Source organism: Variovorax sp. efr-133-TYG-130, assembly GCF_030208835.1.
GTDB lineage: Bacteria > Pseudomonadota > Gammaproteobacteria > Burkholderiales > Burkholderiaceae_C > Variovorax.
Genome location: NZ_JARVTD010000003.1, coordinates 725,800 through 747,331, shown reverse-complemented (window position 1 = coordinate 747,331; position 21,532 = coordinate 725,800). Strand labels below are relative to the sequence as shown.

The 21,532-nt window shown below is 66.0% G+C and carries 14 protein-coding genes; 9 read left to right on the top strand and 5 right to left on the bottom strand.

The window, feature by feature from the left end; genetic code table 11:
* Positions 1–12 precede the first annotated feature (12 nt).
* Together QRN67_RS05610 and QRN67_RS05605 are read right to left on the bottom strand one after the other, a co-directional pair.
* On the bottom strand, positions 13–645 hold the full coding sequence (locus QRN67_RS05610; RefSeq protein WP_012747279.1) for a response regulator transcription factor: 633 nt from the start codon (positions 643–645) through the stop codon (positions 13–15).
* Positions 642–3,182 carry a PAS domain-containing sensor histidine kinase gene (locus QRN67_RS05605; protein WP_081268979.1) on the bottom strand — a complete coding sequence of 847 codons (2,541 nt, stop codon included), beginning with the start codon at positions 3,180–3,182 and terminating at the stop codon, positions 642–644. Before QRN67_RS05605 ends, QRN67_RS05610 begins: the two co-directional genes overlap by 4 nt.
* 218 nt (positions 3,183–3,400) lie before the next feature.
* Here QRN67_RS05605 and aceE point away from each other — a divergent pair, with 218 nt between their 5' ends.
* From aceE to lpdA, 4 genes are read left to right on the top strand one after another with little or no spacing between them, the layout of a single operon-like run.
* Entirely contained in the window at positions 3,401–6,127 is a 2,727-nt protein-coding gene (gene aceE, locus QRN67_RS05600) for a pyruvate dehydrogenase (acetyl-transferring), homodimeric type (protein WP_081268978.1), read from the top strand.
* Between the two features lie 51 nt (positions 6,128–6,178).
* A complete protein-coding gene (gene aceF, locus QRN67_RS05595; RefSeq protein ID WP_285410985.1) occupies positions 6,179–7,855 on the top strand; it encodes a dihydrolipoyllysine-residue acetyltransferase in 1,677 nt (558 codons plus the stop codon).
* Positions 7,852–8,445 carry an Ntn hydrolase family protein gene (locus tag QRN67_RS05590; RefSeq protein WP_081271711.1) on the top strand — a complete coding sequence of 198 codons (594 nt, stop codon included), beginning with the start codon at positions 7,852–7,854 and terminating at the stop codon, positions 8,443–8,445. The genes aceF and QRN67_RS05590 overlap by 4 nt, the downstream gene beginning before the upstream one ends.
* Entirely contained in the window at positions 8,442–10,280 is a 1,839-nt protein-coding gene (gene lpdA, locus QRN67_RS05585) for a dihydrolipoyl dehydrogenase (protein WP_285410984.1), read from the top strand. Before QRN67_RS05590 ends, lpdA begins: the two co-directional genes overlap by 4 nt.
* A 97-nt stretch (positions 10,281–10,377) precedes the next feature.
* Here the strand turns inward: lpdA and QRN67_RS05580 are convergent, their stop codons facing one another.
* From QRN67_RS05580 to QRN67_RS05570, 3 genes are all read right to left on the bottom strand, one after another.
* Entirely contained in the window at positions 10,378–10,953 is a 576-nt protein-coding gene (locus tag QRN67_RS05580; protein ID WP_081271713.1) for a C40 family peptidase, read from the bottom strand.
* Positions 10,954–11,235: 282 nt separating this feature from the next.
* A complete protein-coding gene (locus tag QRN67_RS05575) occupies positions 11,236–12,030 on the bottom strand; it encodes an alpha/beta fold hydrolase (RefSeq protein WP_285410982.1) in 795 nt (264 codons plus the stop codon).
* Positions 12,031–12,040: 10 nt separating this feature from the next.
* Positions 12,041–13,663, bottom strand: coding sequence for a 4-hydroxyphenylacetate 3-hydroxylase family protein (locus tag QRN67_RS05570; protein WP_285410981.1), 1,623 nt, complete (start codon positions 13,661–13,663; stop codon positions 12,041–12,043).
* A gap of 106 nt (positions 13,664–13,769) precedes the next feature.
* Here QRN67_RS05570 and QRN67_RS05565 point away from each other — a divergent pair, with 106 nt between their 5' ends.
* The 5 genes from QRN67_RS05565 (at position 13,770) to odhB (ending at position 21,503) form a co-directional block, all read left to right on the top strand.
* The gene (locus QRN67_RS05565; protein WP_285410980.1) at positions 13,770–14,420 is read left to right on the top strand and encodes a TetR/AcrR family transcriptional regulator; all 651 of its coding nucleotides are present in this window, start codon (positions 13,770–13,772) and stop codon (positions 14,418–14,420) included.
* A 34-nt stretch (positions 14,421–14,454) separates the two neighbouring features.
* Complete coding sequence (locus tag QRN67_RS05560; RefSeq protein ID WP_285410979.1) at positions 14,455–15,060, top strand: isochorismatase family protein; 606 nt, start codon at positions 14,455–14,457, stop codon at positions 15,058–15,060.
* Between the two features lie 112 nt (positions 15,061–15,172).
* The gene (locus QRN67_RS05555; protein ID WP_285411152.1) at positions 15,173–17,119 is read left to right on the top strand and encodes a propionate--CoA ligase; all 1,947 of its coding nucleotides are present in this window, start codon (positions 15,173–15,175) and stop codon (positions 17,117–17,119) included.
* Positions 17,120–17,298: 179 nt separating this feature from the next.
* Entirely contained in the window at positions 17,299–20,175 is a 2,877-nt protein-coding gene (locus tag QRN67_RS05550) for a 2-oxoglutarate dehydrogenase E1 component (protein WP_081271718.1), read from the top strand.
* 56 nt (positions 20,176–20,231) lie between these two features.
* Positions 20,232–21,503: a 2-oxoglutarate dehydrogenase complex dihydrolipoyllysine-residue succinyltransferase gene (odhB, locus tag QRN67_RS05545; protein WP_285410977.1), complete on the top strand. Its 1,272-nt coding sequence runs from the start codon at positions 20,232–20,234 to the stop codon at positions 21,501–21,503.
* Positions 21,504–21,532: the final 29 nt, after the last annotated feature.

The following is a 21,532-nucleotide window of genomic DNA, read 5'->3' as shown; positions in this document are numbered from 1 at the left end:
CAGGGATAGCTTCTAGGCCTTGGCCGCGGGGGCCGCCTGTCCGAGCGCGATCTTCAGCAGGTCGGCCACGGTGTTGGCGTTGAGCTTTTCCATGATGTTGGCGCGGTGCGCCTCGACCGTCTTGATGCTGATACCCAGGTCGTCGGCGATCTGCTTGTTCAGGCGGCCTGCGACGATGCGTTCGAGCACCTGTGCCTCGCGGCCGGTGAGCTTGGACAGCAGCGCGTCGCGGCTGGCCGATTGCTGGTGCTGGGTGAAGGCGCCGCGCGCATGTTCGAGCATGCGCTCGACCAGCGTGACGAGTTCCTCGTCGTTGAAGGGCTTCTGGATGAAATCCATGGCGCCCTTCTTCATGCTGTCGACGGCCATGGGCACGTCGCCGTGGCCGGTGATGACCACGATCGGCAGCGGGGAGCGCCTTTCGATCAGCCGATCCTGCAGTTCGAGGCCGGTCATGCCGGCCATGCGGATGTCGACGATCAAACAGGCGACTTCGCGCGGGTCGTATCGGGAGAGAAAGGATTCGGCGGAATCGAAACAGCGGACTCTGTAGTCCTTGCCTTCGAGCAGCCATTGCAGCGAATCGCGTACGGCTTCGTCGTCGTCGACGACATAGACCGTGCCCTTCTTCGGAATCAAACTCATGCAGGTACCTTTGCCTCGTCGCTAGCTACGGAACTGATAGCGTCCAACACCGGAATCCAGAAGGAAAAACGGCATCCGATCACATCCGGACCATTGTAGATGTTCTCCGCCTGCATCCGGCCGCGGTGCGACTCGACGATGGTGCGGCACAAATTGAGCCCGATGCCCATGCCTTCGGGCTTGGTCGAGAAGAAAGCCTCGTAGAGCCGGTCCATCACTTCCGGGGCCAGGCCCTTGCCGGTGTCCTGCACCGAGAATTCGATGGCGTTGTGGCCCTCGATTACCTTGGGCAGCACCCGCAGCTCGACGCTGCGGCGCGCCAGCGGGCGGTCGGCGATGTCGATGGATTCGGCCGCGTTCTTCAGCAGGTTGACCATCACCTGCTCGATGAGGATCGGGTCGACGCGCACCACCGGCAGCCGTGCCGCCACGTAGTGGTTCAGGCGCACGTTGCGCCGGCGCAGCTCGATGCCGGCGAGCTCGACCGCTTCGCTCACCATGGTGGCCACGTCGGCCGGCGTGCGGTTGGGTTCGCTGCGCTTCACGAAGGAACGGATGCGCTGGATGATCTGGCCCGCGCGCTGGGCCTGCTTCGAGGTTTTCTCGAGCGCGGCGAGCAGCGCCTCGGTGTCGATCGTCTGCCCCTTGATGCGCGACATCATCCCGTTGCAGTAGTTGGTGATGGCGGTCAGCGGCTGGTTGAGCTCGTGCGCCACGCTCGACGCCATTTCGCCCATCGTGATGAGGCGGCTGGCGGCCTGGGCCTTGTCGGCCTGCGCGGCGGCCTGCTCCTCGGCGTCGCGGCGGGGCGTGATGTCGGTGGCGATCACGAGCTGGGCGAGGCGCCCGTCCACCCAGGTCAGGTAGCGCGAGCGCACTTCGAGCCACTTGCCCAGGTGCGGCACGAAGATCTCGTTGTTGGCGGTCTGGGCTGCGGTGAGCGTGTCGATCGGCAGGCCGGCGTAGGGGTCGACGTCGTCCAGGCCCTCGTCGTGCGCGTTCGACGCCGGCACGCCGGCCTGCGCGACCATGCCGAGGTGCCCCACGGTGTCCGAGCCGAACCAGAGGCGGTACAGCTTGTTGGCGAACAGCAGTTCCTCGGAGCCGATGGGCGCCACCGACACGGCCGCGTCCAGTGCCTCCAGCACCGTGGTGAAGCGCTCGTAGGAGGCGGAGAGCTGTTCGCGGATGCGCGTGGGCTCGGTGATGTCGGTCATCGACGTCATCCAGCCGGTCTGGTGGCCGCGGGCGTCGATCAGCGGCGACACGTAGAGGCGGGCGTTGAACACGCTGCCGTTCTTGCGCTTCACCCGCACCTGGAAGCCGCCGGGCAGGGCGCGGCCATGCAGTTCTTCTTCGAGCCGCTCGTTCATCACCTCGCGGTCGGACTCGAGCCAGTAGGGGAAGGGCGGCGACTGGCCGACCAGTTCTTCCTCGCTCCAGCCGGTCATCGCGCAGAACGCGGCGTTCACGTAGGTGATGCGGCCCTGCAGGTCGAGCACCCGCATGCCGGTGAGCATGGAGTTCTCCATGGCCCGGCGGAAGTTGGTTTCAGCCACCAGCCGCTGCTGTGCCTGCAGCCGTCGGCGCGTGTGGCGCCAGGTGCCGATCAGCATCCAGCTCGTGAGCACGCTGAGTGCGCAGACCAGCCAGAACAGCCCGTTGCCGACCACGCCCTGCGACGTGCGGTAGGCCTGCGCCCGCAGCACCAGGGCATTGCCGACCGGCGACACCGGCACTTCATATTCGTTGGTGCGCTCGGTCCAGGGCAGCAGGCGGGTGCCGCTTTCCTTCAGGTTGGTGGTGTTGCCTGCGATCACGCGGCCCTTGGCGTCGAGCAGCGACACCGCGTAGCGCGCCTGCACCTCGGACGGCATGCCGTAGCGCAGCAGGCCGTCGACCGAGAACTCGCCAAGCACCACGCCCGCGAACAGGCCCTGGTCGAACAGGGGAATGTGCAGTTGCAGCATCGCCGGGGGATCGCCGCCGGCCACGGGCTGCGAATACACCGGCTGGCGCAGCTCGCGTGCCAGCGCGTAGTTGCTTTCGATGTCGCCGGGGCGCAGCACGTCGCCGATCAGGTGCTGCTGCGCGGGGTGGACGCTGGGCGCGGCGTAGCCGGCCTTGAAGCGGCGGCGGTCGTCGATCCAGGTGATGGTCTGCAGCTCGGGGAACTGGCTCACCAGCGACTCGGCGCGGCTGGTGAATTCGATCGGGTCGATCTCTCGGTTGGAGGCATCGCGCGCGATGCGCATCAGTTGCTCCTGCCGCTCGAGCAGCCTCAGGCGCATGCGCTGCTGGGCGTATTCGACGTCGCGGCGGACCGACTCCTGCTCGCGCTCGACCTCCTCGGTGCGCAGATACCAGAAGGCCGACACGATGGCCGCGAGAAAGAGCAGCACGGCGGCCATCGGCGCGAGCATCGCGACCGCGTCCTGCAGCACCGGCGTCTGCTTGCGCCACCACCTGCGCCACCAGGACAGGGGCGAGGCGTTCACGGCACTGCGGGCAACCGCCAGCGGGGAAGAAAGAGGCATGCCCTGAGTTTAGGTGATGGCCCCCTCGGCAGCGACTGGAATGCCGCGGTGCCATGGGCTCCTGCATGGTCGGCGTCAAAAGGCTCAATGTCATCCAAATATCACATTAAGAAATCATCAAGCACTATTTGAAATTCAGATATTTCTATGAGAAACTCCGCCGCGCTGAGCGCATAGCGCACTAAATTACCGCCACAGCCCTAAAAGGAGAGACAAGCATGTCGGCAAATCCCGAGAACCTGTTCGGCTCGGCCGCGAATGACGCGGACGCCCAGGAGACCCGCGAATGGATGGATGCACTGTCCTCCGTCATCCAGAGCGAGGGTCCCGAGCGGGCCCACTTCCTTCTCGAGCAACTGCTCGAACATGCCCGCCAGAACACGGTCGACATGCCGTTCTCGGCCAACACGGGCTACGTCAACACCATCGAGCCTTCGCAGGAGGCTCGCAGCCCCGGCAACCTCGAAATCGAACAGCGCCTGCGCGCCTACATGCGCTGGAACGCGATGGCCATGGTGGTCAAGGCCAACCGCCACCATCCGGCCGAAGGCGGTGACCTGGGCGGCCACATCGGCTCCTTCGCCTCGCTGGCAAGCATGTTCGGCGCCGGCTTCAACCACTTCTGGCACGCCGAGAGCGAAAACCACGGCGGCGACCTGCTCTACATCCAGGGCCACGTTTCGCCTGGCATCTATGCCCGCGCCTACCTCGAAGGCCGCCTCTCCGAAGAGCAACTGCTCAACTTCCGCCAGGAAGTCGACGGCAAGGGCCTGTCGAGCTACCCGCACCCCAAGCTGATGCCGGAGTTCTGGCAGTTCCCCACCGTCTCGATGGGCCTGGGCCCGCTGATGGCGATCTACCAGGCGCGCTTCCTCAAGTACCTGCATGCACGCGGCATCGCCAACACCGAAAACCGCAAGGTCTGGGTGTTCTGCGGCGACGGCGAAATGGACGAGGTCGAATCGCTGGGCGCCATCGGCCTGGCGGCGCGCGAGAACCTCGACAACCTGATCTTCGTCATCAACTGCAACCTGCAGCGCCTGGACGGCCCGGTGCGCGGTAACGGCAAGATCATCCAGGAGCTCGAGGGCGAGTTCCGCGGCGCCAACTGGAACGTCGTGAAGCTCATCTGGGGCAAGGGCTGGGACGCCCTGCTCGAGAAGGACCATGACGGCGCGCTGCGCAAGATCATGATGGAGTGCAACGACGGCGACTACCAGTCGTTCAAGGCCAACGACGGCGCCTACGTGCGCAAGAACTTCTTCGGCCGCGATCCGCGCACGCTGAAGATGGTCGAGCACATGACCGACGACGAGGTCTGGAACCTGCAGCGCGGCGGCCACGACTCGCAGAAGGTGTACGCCGCCTTCCACGCCGCCCAGAACCACAAGGGCCAGCCCACCGTGCTGCTCGTCAAGACCGTCAAGGGCTTCGGCATGGGCAAGATCGGCGAAGGCAAGAACACGGTCCACCAGACCAAGAAGCTCGGCGACGAAGACATCAAGGCCTTCCGCGACCGCTTCAACATCCCGATTCCCGACAGCCAGATCGCCGAGCTGCCGTTCTACAAGCCGGCCGACGACACGCCGGAAATGCGCTACCTGCACGAGCGCCGCAAAGCCCTCGGCGGCTACCTGCCGCACCGCCGCGTCAAGGCCGACGAGAGCTTCACGGTCCCCTCGCTCGACACCTTCAAGGCGGTGATGGAGCCCACGGCCGAGGGCCGCGAGATCTCGACCACGCAAGCCTACGTGCGCTTCCTCACGCAGCTGCTGCGCGACAAGGCGCTTGGCCCGCGCGTCGTGCCCATCCTGGTGGACGAAGCCCGCACCTTCGGCATGGAAGGCCTGTTCCGCCAGATCGGCATCTACAACCCGCACGGTCAGCAGTACACCCCGGTCGACAAGGACCAGGTCATGTACTACAAGGAAGACAAGGCCGGCCAGATCCTGCAGGAAGGCATCAACGAAGCCGGCGGCATGTCGAGCTGGATCGCGGCGGCCACGTCGTACAGCACGAACAACCGCATCATGGTGCCGTTCTATGTGTACTACTCGATGTTCGGCTTCCAGCGCATCGGCGACCTGGCCTGGGCGGCCGGCGACATGCAGGCCCGCGGCTTCCTGCTGGGCGGCACCTCGGGGCGCACCACGCTGAACGGCGAAGGCCTGCAGCACGAAGACGGCCACAGCCACATCCTGGCCAACACCATCCCGAACTGCGTGAGCTACGACCCGACCTTCGCGCATGAAGTCGGCGTGATCCTGCACCACGGCCTCAAGCGCATGGTCGAGAAGCAGGACAACGTCTACTACTACCTGACGCTGCTCAACGAGAACTACGCGATGCCCGGCCTGCAGCCCGGTACCGAAGAGCAGATCATCAAGGGCATGTACCTGTCGAAGCAGGGCCCCGCGATCAAGGCGTCCAAGGGCAAGGAAGCACCCACGGTGCAACTGCTGGGCAGCGGCACCATCCTGCGCGAGAGCTTCGCCGCGCAAGAGCTGCTCGAGAAGGATTGGGGCGTGTCGGCTTCCGTTTGGAGCTGCCCGAGCTTCAACGAGCTGACCCGCGACGGCCAGGACGCCGACCGCTGGAACCTGCTGCACCCCGACCAGACGCCGCGCGTGCCCTTCGTGGCCGAGCAGCTCGCGCCCACTGCAGGCCCGGTGGTCGCATCGACCGACTACATGAAGGCCTATGCCGAGCAGATCCGTCCCTTCATCCCGAAGGGCCGCACCTACAAGGTGCTCGGCACCGACGGCTTCGGCCGCAGCGACTTCCGCAACAAGCTGCGCGAGCACTTCGAGATCAACCGCCACTACATCGTGGTGGCTGCGCTCAAGGCGCTGAGCGAAGACGGCACCGTGCCCGTGGCCAAGGTGGTGGAAGCGATCAAGAAGTACGGCATCAATGTCGACAAGGTCAACCCGCTTTACGCCTGACCCTCAACAATCAACGAACGAAACGGCGCCTCACGGCGGGAGACAAACGATATGGCAGCAGTGGAAGTCAAGGTGCCGGACATCGGCGATTTCGATGAAGTCGCGGTGATCGAGGTGCTTGTGAAGGTGGGCGACACGGTCAAGGCCGAGCAGTCGCTCATCACGGTGGAATCGGACAAGGCGTCGATGGAAATCCCGTCGTCCACGGCCGGTGTGGTCAAGGAGCTGAAGGTCGAGGTCGGCAGCAAGGTGAAGGAGGGCTCGGTGGTGCTCGTGCTGGAGGCCGAGGGAGCGGGTGCCGCTGCACCGGCTCCGGCTGCGGCTCCTGCCGCCGCTGCGCCCGCGCCCGCGCCGGCGCCCGCTGCGGCTGCGCCGGCACCTGCCGCCGCGCCTGCAGCGGCGTCGGGTCCGGTCGAGGTCAAGGTGCCCGACATCGGCGATTTCAAGGACGTGGCCGTCATCGAGCTGCTCGTGAAGGTCGGCGACACGGTCAAGGCCGAGCAGTCGCTCATCACGGTGGAGTCGGACAAGGCTTCGATGGAGATTCCGTCGTCGGCGGCCGGCGTGCTCAAGGAACTCAAGGTCAAGGTCGGCGACACCGTCAACATCGGCGACCTGATCGCCGTGCTCGAAGGCACGGCTGCCGCGGCCCCGGCGCCCGCGCAGGCCGCTGCTGCGGCGACCGCCAGCGCACCCGCGCCCGCGCCCGCGCCAGCCGCCGCAGCCCCGGCGCCCGCCGCGAGCCCGGCCGCTGCCGCCGCACCGCACGACCCGACCGTCGCGCCCACCGGCAAGCTGCCGCATGCGTCCCCGTCGGTGCGCAAGTTCGCCCGCGAACTCGGCGTGCCGCTCGAAGAGGTCAAGGGTTCCGGCCTCAAGGGCCGCATCACGCAGGAAGATATTCAGAGCTTCACCAAGGCCGTGATGAGCGGCCAGGTCAGCACCAAGGCTTCCGCGGCCAAGGCGCCGGCTGGTGGCGGCGGCGACGGCGCGGCCCTGGGCCTCATTCCATGGCCGAAGGTCGACTTCACCAAGTTCGGCACGGTCGAGCGCAAGGACCTCTCGCGCATCAAGAAGCTCAGCGGCGCCAACCTGCACCGCAACTGGGTGATGATCCCGCACGTCACCAACAACGACGAAGCAGACATCACCGAGCTCGAGGCCTTCCGCGTCTCCACCAACAAGGAGAACGAGAAGTCCGGCGTCAAGGTCACGATGCTGGCCTTCGTCATCAAGGCGGTGGTCGCGGCGCTGAAGAAATTCCCCGAGTTCAATACCAGCCTGGATGGCGACCAGCTCGTCTACAAGCAGTACTACAACATCGGCTTCGCGGCGGACACGCCCAACGGCCTGGTGGTGCCGGTGCTGAAGGATGCCGACAAGAAGGGCATCCTGCAGATCAGCGCCGAGATGGGCGAACTGGCCAAGAAGGCGCGCGACGGCAAGCTCGGCTCGGCCGACATGCAGGGCGGCTGCTTCTCGATCAGCTCGCTCGGCGGCATCGGCGGCACGCACTTCACGCCCATCATCAACGCTCCGGAAGTGGCCATCCTCGGCCTGTCGAAGAGCGCGATGAAGCCGGTGTGGGACGGCAAGCAGTTCGTGCCGCGCCTGACGCTGCCGATGTCGCTGTCCTATGACCACCGCGTGATCGACGGCGCCCTGGCTGCGCGTTTCAACGCCTACCTGGGCCAGGTGCTCGCGGACTATCGCCGTATCCTGCTATGACCACGGTTGTGGCCGTCCGCAAGGGTGGCCAGGTCACGATGGCAGCCGATTCTCTGGTGACCTTCGGCGACACGCGGCTGTCGCACCGCGCCGAGGCCAACCAGAAGATCTTCACCGTCGAGGACGCGGCGGGCACCAGCCTGTTCGCGATGGCCGGCGCGGCCGCGCACTTCCTGGTGCTGCAGCATGCGCTGGCCGTGCAACCGCGCGAGAAGCTGCTGTTCGGCAGCAAGCACGAGATCTTCCGCACCTTCACGATGCTGCATCCGGTGCTGAAGGACTCGTTCTTCATGCAGACCAAGGAAGACGACCACGAGCCCTACGAGTCGAGCCAGTTCACTATGCTGATGGCCAACCCGAGCGGCATCTACGGCATCTACAGCTACCGCGAGGTGTTCGAGTTCAAGGAGTTCTGGGCCATCGGCTCGGGACGCAGCTTTGCGCTCGGCGCCATGCACGCGGCCTATGACATCAAGTCGCGCACCTCGCGCGACGTGGCGGAGGCGGGCATTGCCGCCGCCTGCGAATTCGATCGCAATTCGGCCCCACCGGTCGACGTTCTCACACTCAAACTGAAAGTGTCCAAATGAGCGAACAACAAATCAAGGTGCCCGACATCGGCGACTTCGACGAAGTCGCGGTGATCGAGGTGCTGGTCAATGTCGGAGACACGGTCAAGGCCGAGCAGTCGCTGATCACGGTCGAATCGGACAAGGCCTCGATGGAGATCCCGTCGTCCGCCGCCGGCGTGGTGAAGGCGCTGGCCGTGAAGGTGGGCGACAAGGTCAAGGAAGGCTCTGTCGTGCTGACGCTGGAAGTCGACGGCGCCGCCGCGGCCGCCCCCGCTGCTGCAGCACCGGCTCCCGCTGCCGCCGCCGCACCCAGTGCAGCCTCCGCGCCCAAGGCCGCACCGGCGCCGGCCCCCGCCTCGGCGGCCGTGGCCGTGTCGAGCTACGGCGGCAAGGTCGATGTCGAATGCGACGTGGTCGTGCTCGGCGCCGGCCCCGGCGGCTATTCGGCAGCCTTCCGCGCGGCCGACCTCGGCCTGAAGGTCGTGCTGATCGAGCGGTACGCCACCCTCGGCGGCGTGTGCCTGAACGTCGGCTGCATCCCGTCGAAGGCGCTGCTGCACGTGGCGTCGGTCATGGACGAGGTCAAGCACTTCGCGGACCTGGGCGTGAGCTTTGCCGCTCCCACGGTCGACCGCGCCAAGCTGCTGGGCCACAAGAACAAGGTGGTGGGCAAGCTCACCAGCGGCCTCACGGCCATGGCCAAGATGCGCAAGGTGACGGTGCTGCGCGGCGTCGGCAATTTCATCGACCCGTACCACCTGGAGGTCGACGAAACCTCGGGCACCAGCTGGGACACCACGGGCAGCAAGCAGACCGTCAAGTTCCGCAACGCCATCATCGCGGCCGGCTCGCAGGCCGTGAGCCTGCCCTTCATGCCGAAGGACCCGCGCGTGGTCGACTCGACCGGCGCGCTCGAGATGGGCACGGACCCCAAGCGCATGCTGATCCTGGGCGGCGGCATCATCGGCCTGGAGATGGGCACGGTGTATTCGACGCTGGGCGCACGCCTGGACGTGGTCGAAATGCTCGACGGCCTGATGCAGGGCGCCGACCGCGACCTGGTCAAGGTCTGGCAGAAGATGAATGCGCCGCGCTTCGACAACATCATGCTGAAGACGAAGACGGTCGGCGCCGAGGCCACGAAGGAAGGCATCAAGGTCAGCTTCGAGGGCGAGAACGCGCCGAAGGAGCCGCAGGTGTACGACCTGGTGCTGCAGGCCGTGGGCCGCAGCCCCAACGGCAAGAAGATCGGCGCCGAAAAGGCCGGCGTCACGGTGAGCGACCGCGGCTTCATTCCGGTCGACATCCAGATGCGCACCAACGTGCCGCACATCTTCGCCATCGGCGACATCGTGGGCCAGCCCATGCTGGCGCACAAGGCGGTGCACGAGGCACACGTGGCGGCCGAAGTGATCGCAGGCGAGCAGAAGGGCGACAAGGAACTGTCCATCGCCGCCTTCAACGCCCGGGTGATCCCGAGCGTGGCCTACACCGACCCCGAGGTGGCGTGGGTCGGCCTGACCGAGGACCAGGCCAAGGCCGAGGGCATCAAGGTCAAGAAGGGGCACTTCCCGTGGTCGGCATCGGGCCGCGCCATCGCCAACGGCCGCGACGAGGGCTTCACCAAGCTGCTGTTCGACGCCGAGACGCACCGCATCCTGGGCGGCGGCATCGTCGGCACGCACGCGGGCGACATGCTCGGCGAGATTGCACTCGCCATCGAGATGGGTGCCGACGAAATCGACATCGGCAAGACCATCCACCCGCACCCGACGCTGGGCGAAAGCATCGGCATGGCGGCGGAAGTGGCGCACGGCACCTGCACGGACCTGCCGCCGGCCCGCAAGAGCTGATTTCCGGCTGGAAGGGGGCGCCTGTCGAGCGCCCATAAAAAAATCCCGCTGCGGCGGGATTTTTTTCGTCCTGGACTTCCAGGGAGGAAGAAGGGGCTCAGTTGCCGGTGTGTGCGACGGCTGCCGCCTTCACTTCGTCCGTGGGGCCGGCCAGCACGCGGCGGGCACCGTCGAAGCGGCGCTGCCAGTAGCTGCCGTTCATGTCTTCCACGCGAACCTGGGCGCCGGAACGCGGCGAGTGGATGAACTTGCCTTCGCCGACATAGATGCCGACATGGCTGAAGGCGCGGCGCATGGTGTTGAAGAACACGAGGTCGCCGGGCTTGAGCTGCTCGCGGTCGATCTTCTCGGTGGCGGCTGCCTGCTCTTCGGCGCGACGGGGGAGCATGTGGCCCACCGTCTGGTTGTACATGGCACGAACGAAGCCGCTGCAATCGAAGCCTGCTTCCGCCGTGTTGCCGCCGCGGCGATAAGGCACGCCGAGGAAGCCGATGGCAGTGACCACGAGGTCGGAGGTTCGTTCGGAGACTGTTTGACGCACCTGCTGCAGCTGGCCGATCAGGCCTTTGTCTGCAAGCATGCGGGCCATCTCGTCGTCAGATCGGTCCTGTTGAGGGGCTGCGTGGGCAGCGACGGCAAGCAGGAGGGACACGGGTAGGACGAAAAAACGCATGGCGCGTAGGATATTGATGACGCGCGGTTATGTCAATTTAAACAGAATTAGCGATTGCCACCGTAAACCATTGATTTACATGGATTTTTTCTATTCGGCCAAAGAAAAAATGTAACGGTGAACGTTTATGGTCCATAAGTGGTTGTCACAAAATGGACCTTTTTTGTCGGGCTGAACAATACCGGATGCTGGATCCACTAGCCATTTGCTGCCAAGCTGATGTCATCCATCAGCAAAGGCCGCGAAGTTGCAGGCTAGTGCTCGGAGCCGGTGCTGCCGCCGTCAACCGGGGCAGCCCGGCAGCGGCAGCGTCGGCAGCATGCGTTGCCACAGGCGCTTCCACTCCGGCCAGTCGTGGCCGCCTTCGGTGGTGAAGACGCGTTCCGCGGGCAGGGCCGCCGCCAGCAGCCGGTGGCTGAAAGCGAAGCGGTCGTCCACGCCGTAGCCCAGGTAGAGCGGCGGGCGCGGCGCCGCTGTCTGCGTGAAACCGACGTAGCCGCGCAACCATTGCCATAGCTGGGTTTCGTTCGGCGCGCGGGGAATGCCTTCGCCCGGATCCGCCAGCGGGCCGCGCCATTGCGCAAGCCCGCCGGCGTTGGCGATGTCGGTGCTCTGCGCGCGCTCGCCGAGGTAGGGCGCGAGCGTCACCACGCCGGAGAGTTCGCCGGGATGCGTCTGCGCATAGAGCAGCCCGCCGAATCCGCCGACCGAGATGCCGACGATCCAGATATGGCGGTAGCCATGCTGGCGTGCCGGCGCCATCACGTCGGCGCTCAGGCGCTCGAGGATGCTCCTGTTGTTGTAGTAGCCCAGGTGCGCGTCTACCAGCATCACGTCGGCGGCGAGCCGGGCGTCTCGCACGGCACTTACGAAGCCTTCGCGCGTGAATTCGTCGGGGGTGGAATAGGCGCCGGGCAGCATGACGAGCAGCGTGTCGACGTTGCGCGCGCAATTGCTCTTCTCGAGCGTGGTCGCCATCGGCACGGTGGCCTTGCGTATTCCGCCGCAGGCCGCGACCAGCAGGGCCGCTCCGATTCCCAGGGCTACGAGGCAAAGGCGTGTTGACGGCAGCTTCATGCGCCGCAGTTTAGGCGCGGCGGGACGCCGGCAGGTCGACCATCACCGGTTGCCCTGGCGTGGTGCAGCCGGTGTCGCAGCATTTGCCGGGCTGGCGGTTGCGGGTGATGGCGCGTGCCGGGTCGTGCGGGGCGGCGGCGGGCGATCCATCGGCCGCGATGCCGCGTTCGAGGATGCGCTCCACCAGTTCGACCTTGGAGCCGAGCGGGTAGTTGCGCCAGATTTCCTGCTTCATCGCAGCCGGCGAACCGCCGCCGTGCAGGCTGATCACGCTGTACCAGCCGCCCTGGTAGCCCGCCGTCAGATCCTCGATGAAGCGGGCGGTCTCGATGCGCTGCTCGTAGGGAATGGCCGGGTTGGCGCGCAGCACGTCCGACAGGCGGGCGGCGGTCTCGGGGTTGTGGTCTTCGTCGGGGCCGGGCAGGGTGACGATGAGCCCGCCGCTCACGTAGTGCGCGATGCGGTGCATGTCGTAGATCTTGGTGGCCAGCAGCAGCTTGCCGATGTTGCTGAACACCGGGTCTGGCATGAAGACCTCGCAGTGCTCGTCGGCCTTGCCATAGACGCTGGCCGCCACGCCGCAGGCAAAGAAGCTTTCGGTGATGGTGATGAGCTCGACCATCTGCTCGCGCAGGTGGCTTTCCTTGCCCGGGTCGAAGCCGTTGGCCTCGCACATCAGCGCGCCGGCGCCGATCAGCAGGTCGCCGAAGCCCGCGCGCGCGCCGATGCAGCTGTGGCGGTGGTGCGTGGCGTAGCTGTAGGTCAAGTGGCCGGAATGCTCCCATTCCCCGGCGTAGAACACGCGCTCCCAAGGCATGAAGACCTTGTCGAACATGCATACGCCGGTGCTCTGCCCGTACTTGCGGCTGAAAAGGGCGTCGCCATGCTCGAGCTTTTCCCCGGGGCGCCCGGCGGGGCGGGCGACGATGGTGAGCCCCGGCGCGTCCAGCGGCACGGCGCAGCAGACGGCGAAGTCGGCGTCTTCCTTGCCCATGTTGCGGCAGGGCATGACCAGCAGTTCATGCACATAGGGCGCTCCCGTCACGATGGCCTTGGTGCCCGAGATGACGATGCCGCGCGCATTGCGCTCCACCACGTGCAGGTAGCTGTCGACGTTGGCCTGCTCGTGTGGCCGCCGGCTGCGGTCGCCCTTGGCGTCGGTCATGGCGACTCCCAGCGTCAGGTCCTGGTCCTGCACGCGGTGCAGGTACTCGTGGAAGCGGGCGGTGTGCTCGGTACTGCCGCGGGCGTCGTCGATGCGGGCCGAGACCTGGGCGATGGCGTTGAGCGCGTCGTGCGTCAGGTAGCGCTGGGCGCATCCGGTTTCCTGGCAGACAAGGCGCACCGCCTCCAGCTTGTTGAGCAGGTCGCCGGAGCTGGTGTTGATGTGCGACAGCCGGTTCACGCGCTTGCCGCTGGTGTGCTGCACCGCCGTCATCAGCGGCTCGTATTCCTTGCGCAGCGCGTAGTCGTAGGTGAGGGCGATGGCATTGATGCCGGGCTGGAAGGCGGGCTCATCGGCCACGCTTTCGACGCGGCGGCCGTCCACGAAGACAGTGGGGCGGTAGCGGCGCAGCGATTCGCGGTAGTCGGCGCCGGACATGAGCGTGGTGGCGGGGAGCGGGGCGTTCATCGTTTCTTGTCTCCGTGGTTTTCTGGGCTTCCGAGGGGCTTCCGGGCAAAATTTGAACACTGTTTAATTTTTTGATCAACGCTCGAATTTTTGTATAGTCCCGCCCATGCATGCCAAGCTCCAACGCCGCCAGGCGCTCACCGATGCGCGCCGCGCGCTGGTGCTCGACGCCGCACGCGCCGTGTTCCTGGAAGCTGGCATCGAGGGCGCGAGCATTCGCGAAATCGCGCGCAGGGCCGGCTACACGCCGGGCGCCATCTACTCCTATTTCGACAGCAAGGAAGCGATCTACGGCGCGCTGCTCGATGAATCGATCCAGCGGCTCCAGACGGCCGTCGCTGATGCCCCCGAGTCCGAAGGCCGTCCTGACCAGACGCTCGCCGCCAAGGCGCAGGCGTGGTTCGACTTCTACGCAGCGAACCCGCGCGAGCTCGACCTCGGCTTCTATCTTGTGCAGGGCATGCGCCCGCGCGGGCTGACCAGCGAGCTCGACCATGAGCTGAACGACCATCTGCATCAGGCCCTGCGCCCCTGCGAAGACGCGTTGCAGGCCATGGGCCTCGACGCGGTCGGCGCCCTGCGGGAAAACACCTCGCTTTTCGCACACGGCGTGGGGCTGCTGCTGATGCAGCACACCGGGCGCATCCGCATGTTCAGGCAGTCGGCCGACGCACTCTTCAAGGCCTACGTGGCGCAGCTGGTGGAGCGCGTTGCCGCCCAGGCGGCCAAACCCGGTCTTTTCGGTGGTACGGTTTAGCCCAACCTAAACCTCTACAAGAAAGAATCCGTTCATGCTGCTCGACGCTTCGCAATCCCAACTCGTGCTGGTCGACTACCAGGCACGGCTGATGCCGGCGGTCTTCGAAAACGAGGCCGTTGCGAAGAATGCCGTGCGCCTCGGCCAGATGGCGAAATGGGTCGACGTGCCGGTCTGGGGCACCGAGCAGAACCCGTCCAAGCTGGGCGAGAACCTGCCGGACATCCGCGCACTGTGTAGGAAGACGCTGGCGAAGATGCACTTCAGCGGCGTGGAAGAGGGCCTCGGCGAATGGCTGCGCGCGCCGGCCAAGGCCGCGCCGCAGGGCAATGCGCGGAGCCTGCCGAAGCATCTGCAGAAGCCGCAGGCCACGCCCGAAGAGCGCAACACCATCGTGATCGCCGGCTGCGAAGCCCATGTCTGCCTGCTGCAGACCGCGCTCGACCTGCTGGAAGACGAGTTCGAGGTCTGGGTCGTCACCGACGCCTGCAGCTCGCGCACCGAGCGCAACCGCGACGCCGCGTTCGACCGGCTGGCCGGTGCCGGCGCCGAGCTGGTGACGACCGAGATGGTCGGCTTCGAGTGGCTGCGCACTGCCGAGCACCCGGCGTTCCGCGAACTGCAGGCCCTGATCCGGTAAACCCGCTGCCCCCGGCGCTGCTGCCGGGTTGGGGCTCGGCCGGGTTGTCCCGGTCGTCAGCTTGCTGCAAGATCGGTCTCCATAATTATGAATTCAGTTTTGGCGAGGCCGCCTGAACGAAAACGTAGAACGGAGACAAATCCAGATGAGCCGCTTTGAAGAGTTCCATCGCCAGTCAGTGGATGCGCCCGAGGCCTTCTGGGCCGAGCAGGCGAAGCTGATCGACTGGCACACCCCCGCGCAGCAGATCCTCGACGCCAGCCAGCCGCCGTTCGCGCGCTGGTTCGTGGGCGGCACCACCAACCTGTGCCACAACGCCGTCGACCGGCACCTGGCCGAGCGCGGCAGCCAGCCCGCGCTGATCTTCGTCTCCACAGAAACCGGCGTCGAAAAGAGCTACAGCTTCGACGAACTGCACGCCGAAGTGCAGCGCACCGCCGCCAGCCTTGTGGAGCTCGGTGTCGGCAAGGGCGACCGGGTGCTCATCTACATGCCGATGATTCCCGAGGCCGCGTTCGCCATGCTGGCCTGCGCGCGCATCGGCGCCATCCACTGCGTGGTGTTCGGCGGTTTCGCGAGCGTTTCGCTGGCCACGCGCATCGAAGATGCCGAGCCCAAGGTGGTCGTGAGTGCCGATGCCGGCTCGCGCGGCGGCAAGGTCATCGCGTACAAGCCGCTGCTCGACGAGGCGATCCGCCTGTCGAAGCACAAGCCCTCGGCCGTGCTGCTCACCGACCGCGGCCTCGCACCCATGGACCTGACGGCAGGGCGCGACCACCTCGCCGCCGACCTGCGCCAGAAGCACATCGACGCCAAGGTGCCCTGCACCTGGCTCGCCTCGACCGACATCAGCTACACCATCTACACGAGCGGGACCACCGGCAAGCCCAAGGGCGTGCAACGCGACGTGGGCGGCTACGCGGTGGCGCTGGCCGCGAGCATGAAGCACATCTTCGACGGGCGGCCCGGCGAAACCTACTTCTCGACCAGCGACATCGGCTGGGTCGTGGGCCACAGCTACATCGTGTACGGCCCGCTGATCGCGGGCATGGCGACCATCATGTACGAAGGCCTTCCCACGCAGGGCATCGACCGGCAGCCCGATGGCGGCATCTGGTGGCGCCTCGTCGAGAAGTACAAGGTGACGGTGATGTTCAGCGCGCCCACCGCGGTGCGCGTGCTCAAGAAGCAGGACCCGGCCTTGCTCAAGAAGTACGACCTGTCGAGCCTGCGCGCGCTGTTCCTGGCCGGCGAGCCGCTCGACGAGCCCACCGCGCGCTGGATCAGCGAGGGCCTGGGCGTGCCGATCATCGACAACTACTGGCAGACCGAATCGGGCTGGCCGATGATCACCATCGCAAACGGCGTGGAGGCCAAGGCCAGCAAGTTCGGCAGCCCGGGCGTGCCGATGTACGGCTACCGCATCAAGATCCTGCACGAGTCGACCGGCGAGGAGCTGACCGGCGCGAACGAGAAAGGCGTGGTCGTGGTGGAGGGGCCGACCCCGCCCGGTTTCATGCAGACCGTGTGGAAGGACGACGCGCGCTTCGTCGATACCTACTGGAAAAGCGTACCCGGCAAGATGGTCTATTCGACCTTCGACTGGGGCATTCGCGATGAAGACGGCTATTTCTACATCCTCGGGCGCACCGACGACGTGATCAACGTGGCGGGCCACCGACTGGGCACGCGCGAGATCGAGGAGAGCATTTCGGGCCATGCCAACGTCGCGGAAGTGGCCGTGGTGGGCGTGGCCGACGCGCTCAAGGGGCAGGTGGCGATGGCCTTCGTCGTTCCGAAGGACGGCAAGGCCGTGGCCGACGCCGACCTGGCGCTCAAGCTCGAGGGCGAGATCATGAAGCTGGTGGCCGACCAGCTCGGCGCGCTGGCCCGTCCCGCGCGCGTGCGCTTCGTGAGCGGCCTGCCCAAGACGCGCAGCGGCAAATTGCTGCGCCGCGCCATCCAGGCCGTCTGCGAGCAGCGCGACCCGGGCGACCTGACCACCATCGACGACCCCGCCACGCTGCAGCAGATCAAACAGTTACTTTCTTCGCCCTGAGTTATCCCCGAAGGGGGTTGCAGGCTCCCTTTGAACCGTCATATGGTTGACGTGGCACAATGCCAAGGTACTCAGGCCCTTCCCCAGCCACAGTCGCATCCGCCAACCGGTTCAGCCGTGTCGCGGAAGGTTTCTTAACCAGCTAGTGCTTCCTTCAGGGAAGCGAAGGTCAGCGGATCATGAGCGATTCATCGACGCCATCGGCGTACACCGCCTATCAAGGCAACACATACCTCTTCGGCGGCAATGCCCCCTATGTCGAAGAGATGTATGAAAACTACCTCTCCAACCCCGGCAGCGTGCCCGACAACTGGCGTTCGTATTTCGACGCGCTGCAGAACGTTCCCGCCGCCGACGGCAGCAACACCCGCGACGTCCCGCACCTGCCGGTCATCAACGCCTTCGCCGAACGCGCGAAGCAGGGCACGACCAAGGTCGTGCAGGCCAGCGGCGCCGATTCCGAACTCGGCCGCAAGCGCACCTCCGTCCAGCAGCTGATCGCCGCCTACCGCAACGTCGGCGCCCGCTGGGCCGACCTCGATCCGCTCAAGCGCGCCGAGCGTCCCGCCATTCCGGAACTCGAGCCCTCGTTCTACGGCTTCACCGATGCCGACCTCGAGACGGTGTTCAACACCAGCAACACCTTCTTCGGCAAGGAAGCCATGTCGCTGCGCGACCTGCTCAATGCCTTGCGCGAAACGTACTGCGGCACGATGGGTGCCGAGTACATGTACACCACCGACCAGAACCACAAGCGCTGGTGGCAGCAGCGGCTCGAAAGCGCCCGCACCAATCCCAAGCTGAGCGCCGAGCAGAAGAAGCACGTGCTCAGCCGCCTGACGGCCGCCGAAGGCCTCGAGCGCTTCCTGCACACCAAGTACGTCGGCCAGAAGCGCTTCTCGCTCGAAGGCGGCGAAAGCTTCATCGTCGCGATGGACGAGCTGATCAACCAGGCCGGCGTCAAGGGCGTGCAGGAAATCGTGATCGGCATGGCCCACCGCGGCCGCCTGAACGTGCTGGTCAACTCGCTCGGCAAGATGCCGGCCGACCTGTTCGCCGAGTTCGACCACACCGCCCCCGAAGACCTGCCCAGCGGCGACGTCAAGTACCACCAGGGCTTCAGCTCGGACGTGACCACCCCCGGCGGCCCGGTGCACCTGAGCCTCGCGTTCAACCCCTCGCACCTTGAAATCGTGAACCCCGTGGTCGAAGGCTCGGTGCGTGCCCGCATGGACCGCCGCGGCGACCCGCTGGGCAAGCAGGTGCTGCCCGTGATCGTGCACGGCGACGCCGCCTTCGCAGGCCAGGGCGTCGTGATGGAAACGCTGGCGCTGGCCGAGACCCGTGGCTACTCCACCGGCGGCACGGTGCACTTCGTCATCAACAACCAGATCGGCTTCACCACCAGCGACCCGCGCGACAGCCGCTCGACGCTGTACTGCTCGGACATCGTCAAGATGATCGAGGCGCCGGTGCTGCACGTGAACGGCGACGACCCCGAAGCCGTGGTGCTCGCCACCCAGATCGCCCTGGACTTCCGCATGGAATTCCAGAAGGACGTGGTCGTCGACATCATCTGCTTCCGCAAGCTGGGCCACAACGAGCAGGACACCCCCTCGCTCACGCAGCCGCTGATGTACAAGAAGATCGCCCAGCACCCCGGCACGCGCAAGCTGTACGCCGACAAGCTGGCCGCACAAGGCCTGGGCGACACGCTCGGCGACGACATGGTCAAGGCGCAGCGCGCCGCCTTCGACGAAGGCAAGAACACCGTCGACCCCGTGCTCACCAACTTCAAGAGCAAGTACGCCGTCGACTGGAGCCCGTACCTCAACAAGAAGTGGACCGACGCCGGCGACACCGCCATTCCCTCCAGCGAGTGGAAGCGCCTGGCCGAGAAGATCACCACCGTGCCGCAAGGCTTCACGGTGCACCCCCTCGTGAAGAAGGTGCTGGACGACCGCGCGGCCATGGGCCGCGGCGACGTCAACATCGACTGGGGCATGGGCGAGCACATGGCATTCGCCTCGCTGGTGGCCAGCGGCTACCCGGTGCGCCTGTCGGGTGAAGACTCGGGCCGCGGCACGTTCACGCACCGCCACGCCGTGCTGCACGACCAGAACCGCGAGAAGTTCGACGAGGGCACCTACACGCCGCTGCAGAACGTGGCCGACAACCAGGCTCCGTTCGTCGTCATCGACTCGATCCTGTCGGAAGAAGCCGTGCTCGCGTTCGAATACGGCTACGCATCGAACGACCCGAACACGCTCGTCATCTGGGAAGCCCAGTTCGGCGACTTCGTGAACGGCGCGCAAGTGGTGATCGACCAGTTCATCGCCTCGGGCGAAGTGAAGTGGGGCCGCGTCAACGGCCTGACCATGATGCTGCCGCACGGCTACGAAGGCCAGGGCCCCGAGCACAGCTCGGCACGCCTGGAGCGCTTCATGCAGCTGAGCGCGGACACCAACATGCAGGTGGTGCAACCCACGACGGCCAGCCAGATCTTCCACGTGCTGCGCCGCCAGATGGTGCGCAACCTGCGCAAGCCGCTGATCATCCTCACGCCCAAGTCGCTGCTGCGCAACAAGGACGCCACCTCGCCGCTGGCCGAATTCACCAAGGGCAGCTTCCAGACCGTCATTCCCGACAGCAAGGGCCTGAAGGCCGAGAAGGTCAAGCGCCTGATCGCCTGCTCGGGCAAGGTCTACTACGACCTGGCCAAGAAGCGCGAGGAACTGGGCAGCGAAGACGTGGCGATCATCCGCGTCGAGCAGCTCTATCCGTTCCCGCACAAGGCGTTTGCCGCCGAGATCAAGAAGTACCCGAACCTCGTCGACGTGGTGTGGTGCCAGGACGAGCCGCAGAACCAGGGCGCCTGGTTCTTCGTGCAGCACTACATCCACGAAAACATGCAGGACGGCCAGAAGCTCGGCTACTCCGGCCGTGCCGCATCGGCATCGCCGGCGGTGGGCTACTCGCACCTGCACCAGGAACAGCAGAAGGCGCTGGTCGACGGCGCGTTCGCCAAGCTCAAGGGCTTCGTGCTGACCAAGTAATCGCCTGTCCCTTTTTCACACGAACACCCTGAAGAACAAAACGGAGCTCACTCCACATGTCTATCGTAGAAGTCAAAGTCCCCCAGCTTTCCGAATCCGTGGCCGAGGCCACCATGCTCACCTGGAAGAAGAAGGCCGGCGAAGCCGTCGCCGTCGATGAAATCCTGATCGAGATCGAGACCGACAAGGTCGTGCTGGAAGTGCCCGCGCCTTCGGCCGGCGTGCTGGCTGAAATCGTTCAGCCCGACGGCGCCACCGTGGTGGCCGAGCAGCTGATCGCCAAGATCGACACCGAAGGCAAGGCTTCGGCCGGCGCTCCGGCTGCCGCTGCACCCGCCGCAGCTCCCGCGGCTGCGGCACCCGCCCCGGCGGCAGCCGCTGCTGCCACGGGTGGCTCGAAGGCCGACGTGGCCATGCCCGCCGCCGCCAAGCTGCTGGCCGACAACAACCTGAAGACCAGCGACGTCGCCGGCACCGGCAAGGACGGCCGCGTCACCAAGGGCGACGTGCTCGGCGCCGTGGCTTCGGGCGCCAAGCCCGCGGCACCTGCCGCCACCGTCGCCGCGCCGGCAGCCAAGCCCGCGCTGCCGCAAGTCGCGGCGCCCGCCGGTGCGCCCGACCTGGGCGAGCGTCCGGAACAGCGCGTGCCGATGAGCCGCCTGCGCGCCCGCATCGCCGAGCGCCTGCTGCAGTCGCAATCCACCAACGCCATCCTGACGACCTTCAACGAAGTCAACATGGCGCCGGTCATGGAACTGCGCAAGCGCTTCCAGGACAGCTTCACCAAGGAGCACGGCGTGAAGCTCGGCTTCATGTCCTTCTTCGTGAAGGCCGCCGTGCACGCGCTGAAGAAGTACCCGGTGATCAACGCCTCGGTCGACGGCAACGACATCCTGTACCACGGCTACTTCGACATCGGCATCGCCGTCGGTTCGCCGCGCGGCCTGGTGGTGCCGATCCTGCGCAATGCCGACCAGATGAGCTTCGCCGACATCGAGAAGAAGATCGCCGAGTTCGGCAAGAAGGCGCAAGACGGCAAGCTGGGCATCGAAGACATGACCGGCGGCACGTTCTCCATCTCGAACGGCGGAACTTTCGGCTCGATGCTCTCGACCCCGATCATCAACCCGCCCCAGTCGGCCATCCTGGGCGTGCACGCCACCAAGGACCGCGCCGTGGTGGAAAACGGCCAGATCGTGATCCGCCCGATGAACTACCTCGCCATGAGCTACGACCACCGCATCATCGACGGCCGCGAAGCCGTGCTGGGCCTGGTCGCCATGAAGGAAGCGCTGGAAGACCCGTCGCGCCTGCTGTTCGACATCTGATCCACCCCCAGTCTTCGCGCACTTCGTGT

Bases quoted from the DNA above. Each gene is read 5' to 3' on its own strand.
- QRN67_RS05610 (WP_012747279.1), bottom strand. From the start codon at position 645: ATGAGTTTGATTCCGAAGAAGGGCACGGTCTATGTCGTCGACGACGAC.
- QRN67_RS05605 (WP_081268979.1), bottom strand. From the start codon at position 3,182: ATGCCTCTTTCTTCCCCGCTGGCGGTTGCCCGCAGTGCCGTGAACGCC.
- aceE (WP_081268978.1), top strand. From the start codon at position 3,401: ATGTCGGCAAATCCCGAGAACCTGTTCGGCTCGGCCGCGAATGACGCG.
- aceF (WP_285410985.1), top strand. From the start codon at position 6,179: ATGGCAGCAGTGGAAGTCAAGGTGCCGGACATCGGCGATTTCGATGAA.
- QRN67_RS05590 (WP_081271711.1), top strand. From the start codon at position 7,852: ATGACCACGGTTGTGGCCGTCCGCAAGGGTGGCCAGGTCACGATGGCA.
- lpdA (WP_285410984.1), top strand. From the start codon at position 8,442: ATGAGCGAACAACAAATCAAGGTGCCCGACATCGGCGACTTCGACGAA.
- QRN67_RS05580 (WP_081271713.1), bottom strand. From the start codon at position 10,953: ATGCGTTTTTTCGTCCTACCCGTGTCCCTCCTGCTTGCCGTCGCTGCC.
- QRN67_RS05575 (WP_285410982.1), bottom strand. From the start codon at position 12,030: ATGAAGCTGCCGTCAACACGCCTTTGCCTCGTAGCCCTGGGAATCGGA.
- QRN67_RS05570 (WP_285410981.1), bottom strand. From the start codon at position 13,663: ATGAACGCCCCGCTCCCCGCCACCACGCTCATGTCCGGCGCCGACTAC.
- QRN67_RS05565 (WP_285410980.1), top strand. From the start codon at position 13,770: ATGCATGCCAAGCTCCAACGCCGCCAGGCGCTCACCGATGCGCGCCGC.
- QRN67_RS05560 (WP_285410979.1), top strand. From the start codon at position 14,455: ATGCTGCTCGACGCTTCGCAATCCCAACTCGTGCTGGTCGACTACCAG.
- QRN67_RS05550 (WP_081271718.1), top strand. From the start codon at position 17,299: ATGAGCGATTCATCGACGCCATCGGCGTACACCGCCTATCAAGGCAAC.
- odhB (WP_285410977.1), top strand. From the start codon at position 20,232: ATGTCTATCGTAGAAGTCAAAGTCCCCCAGCTTTCCGAATCCGTGGCC.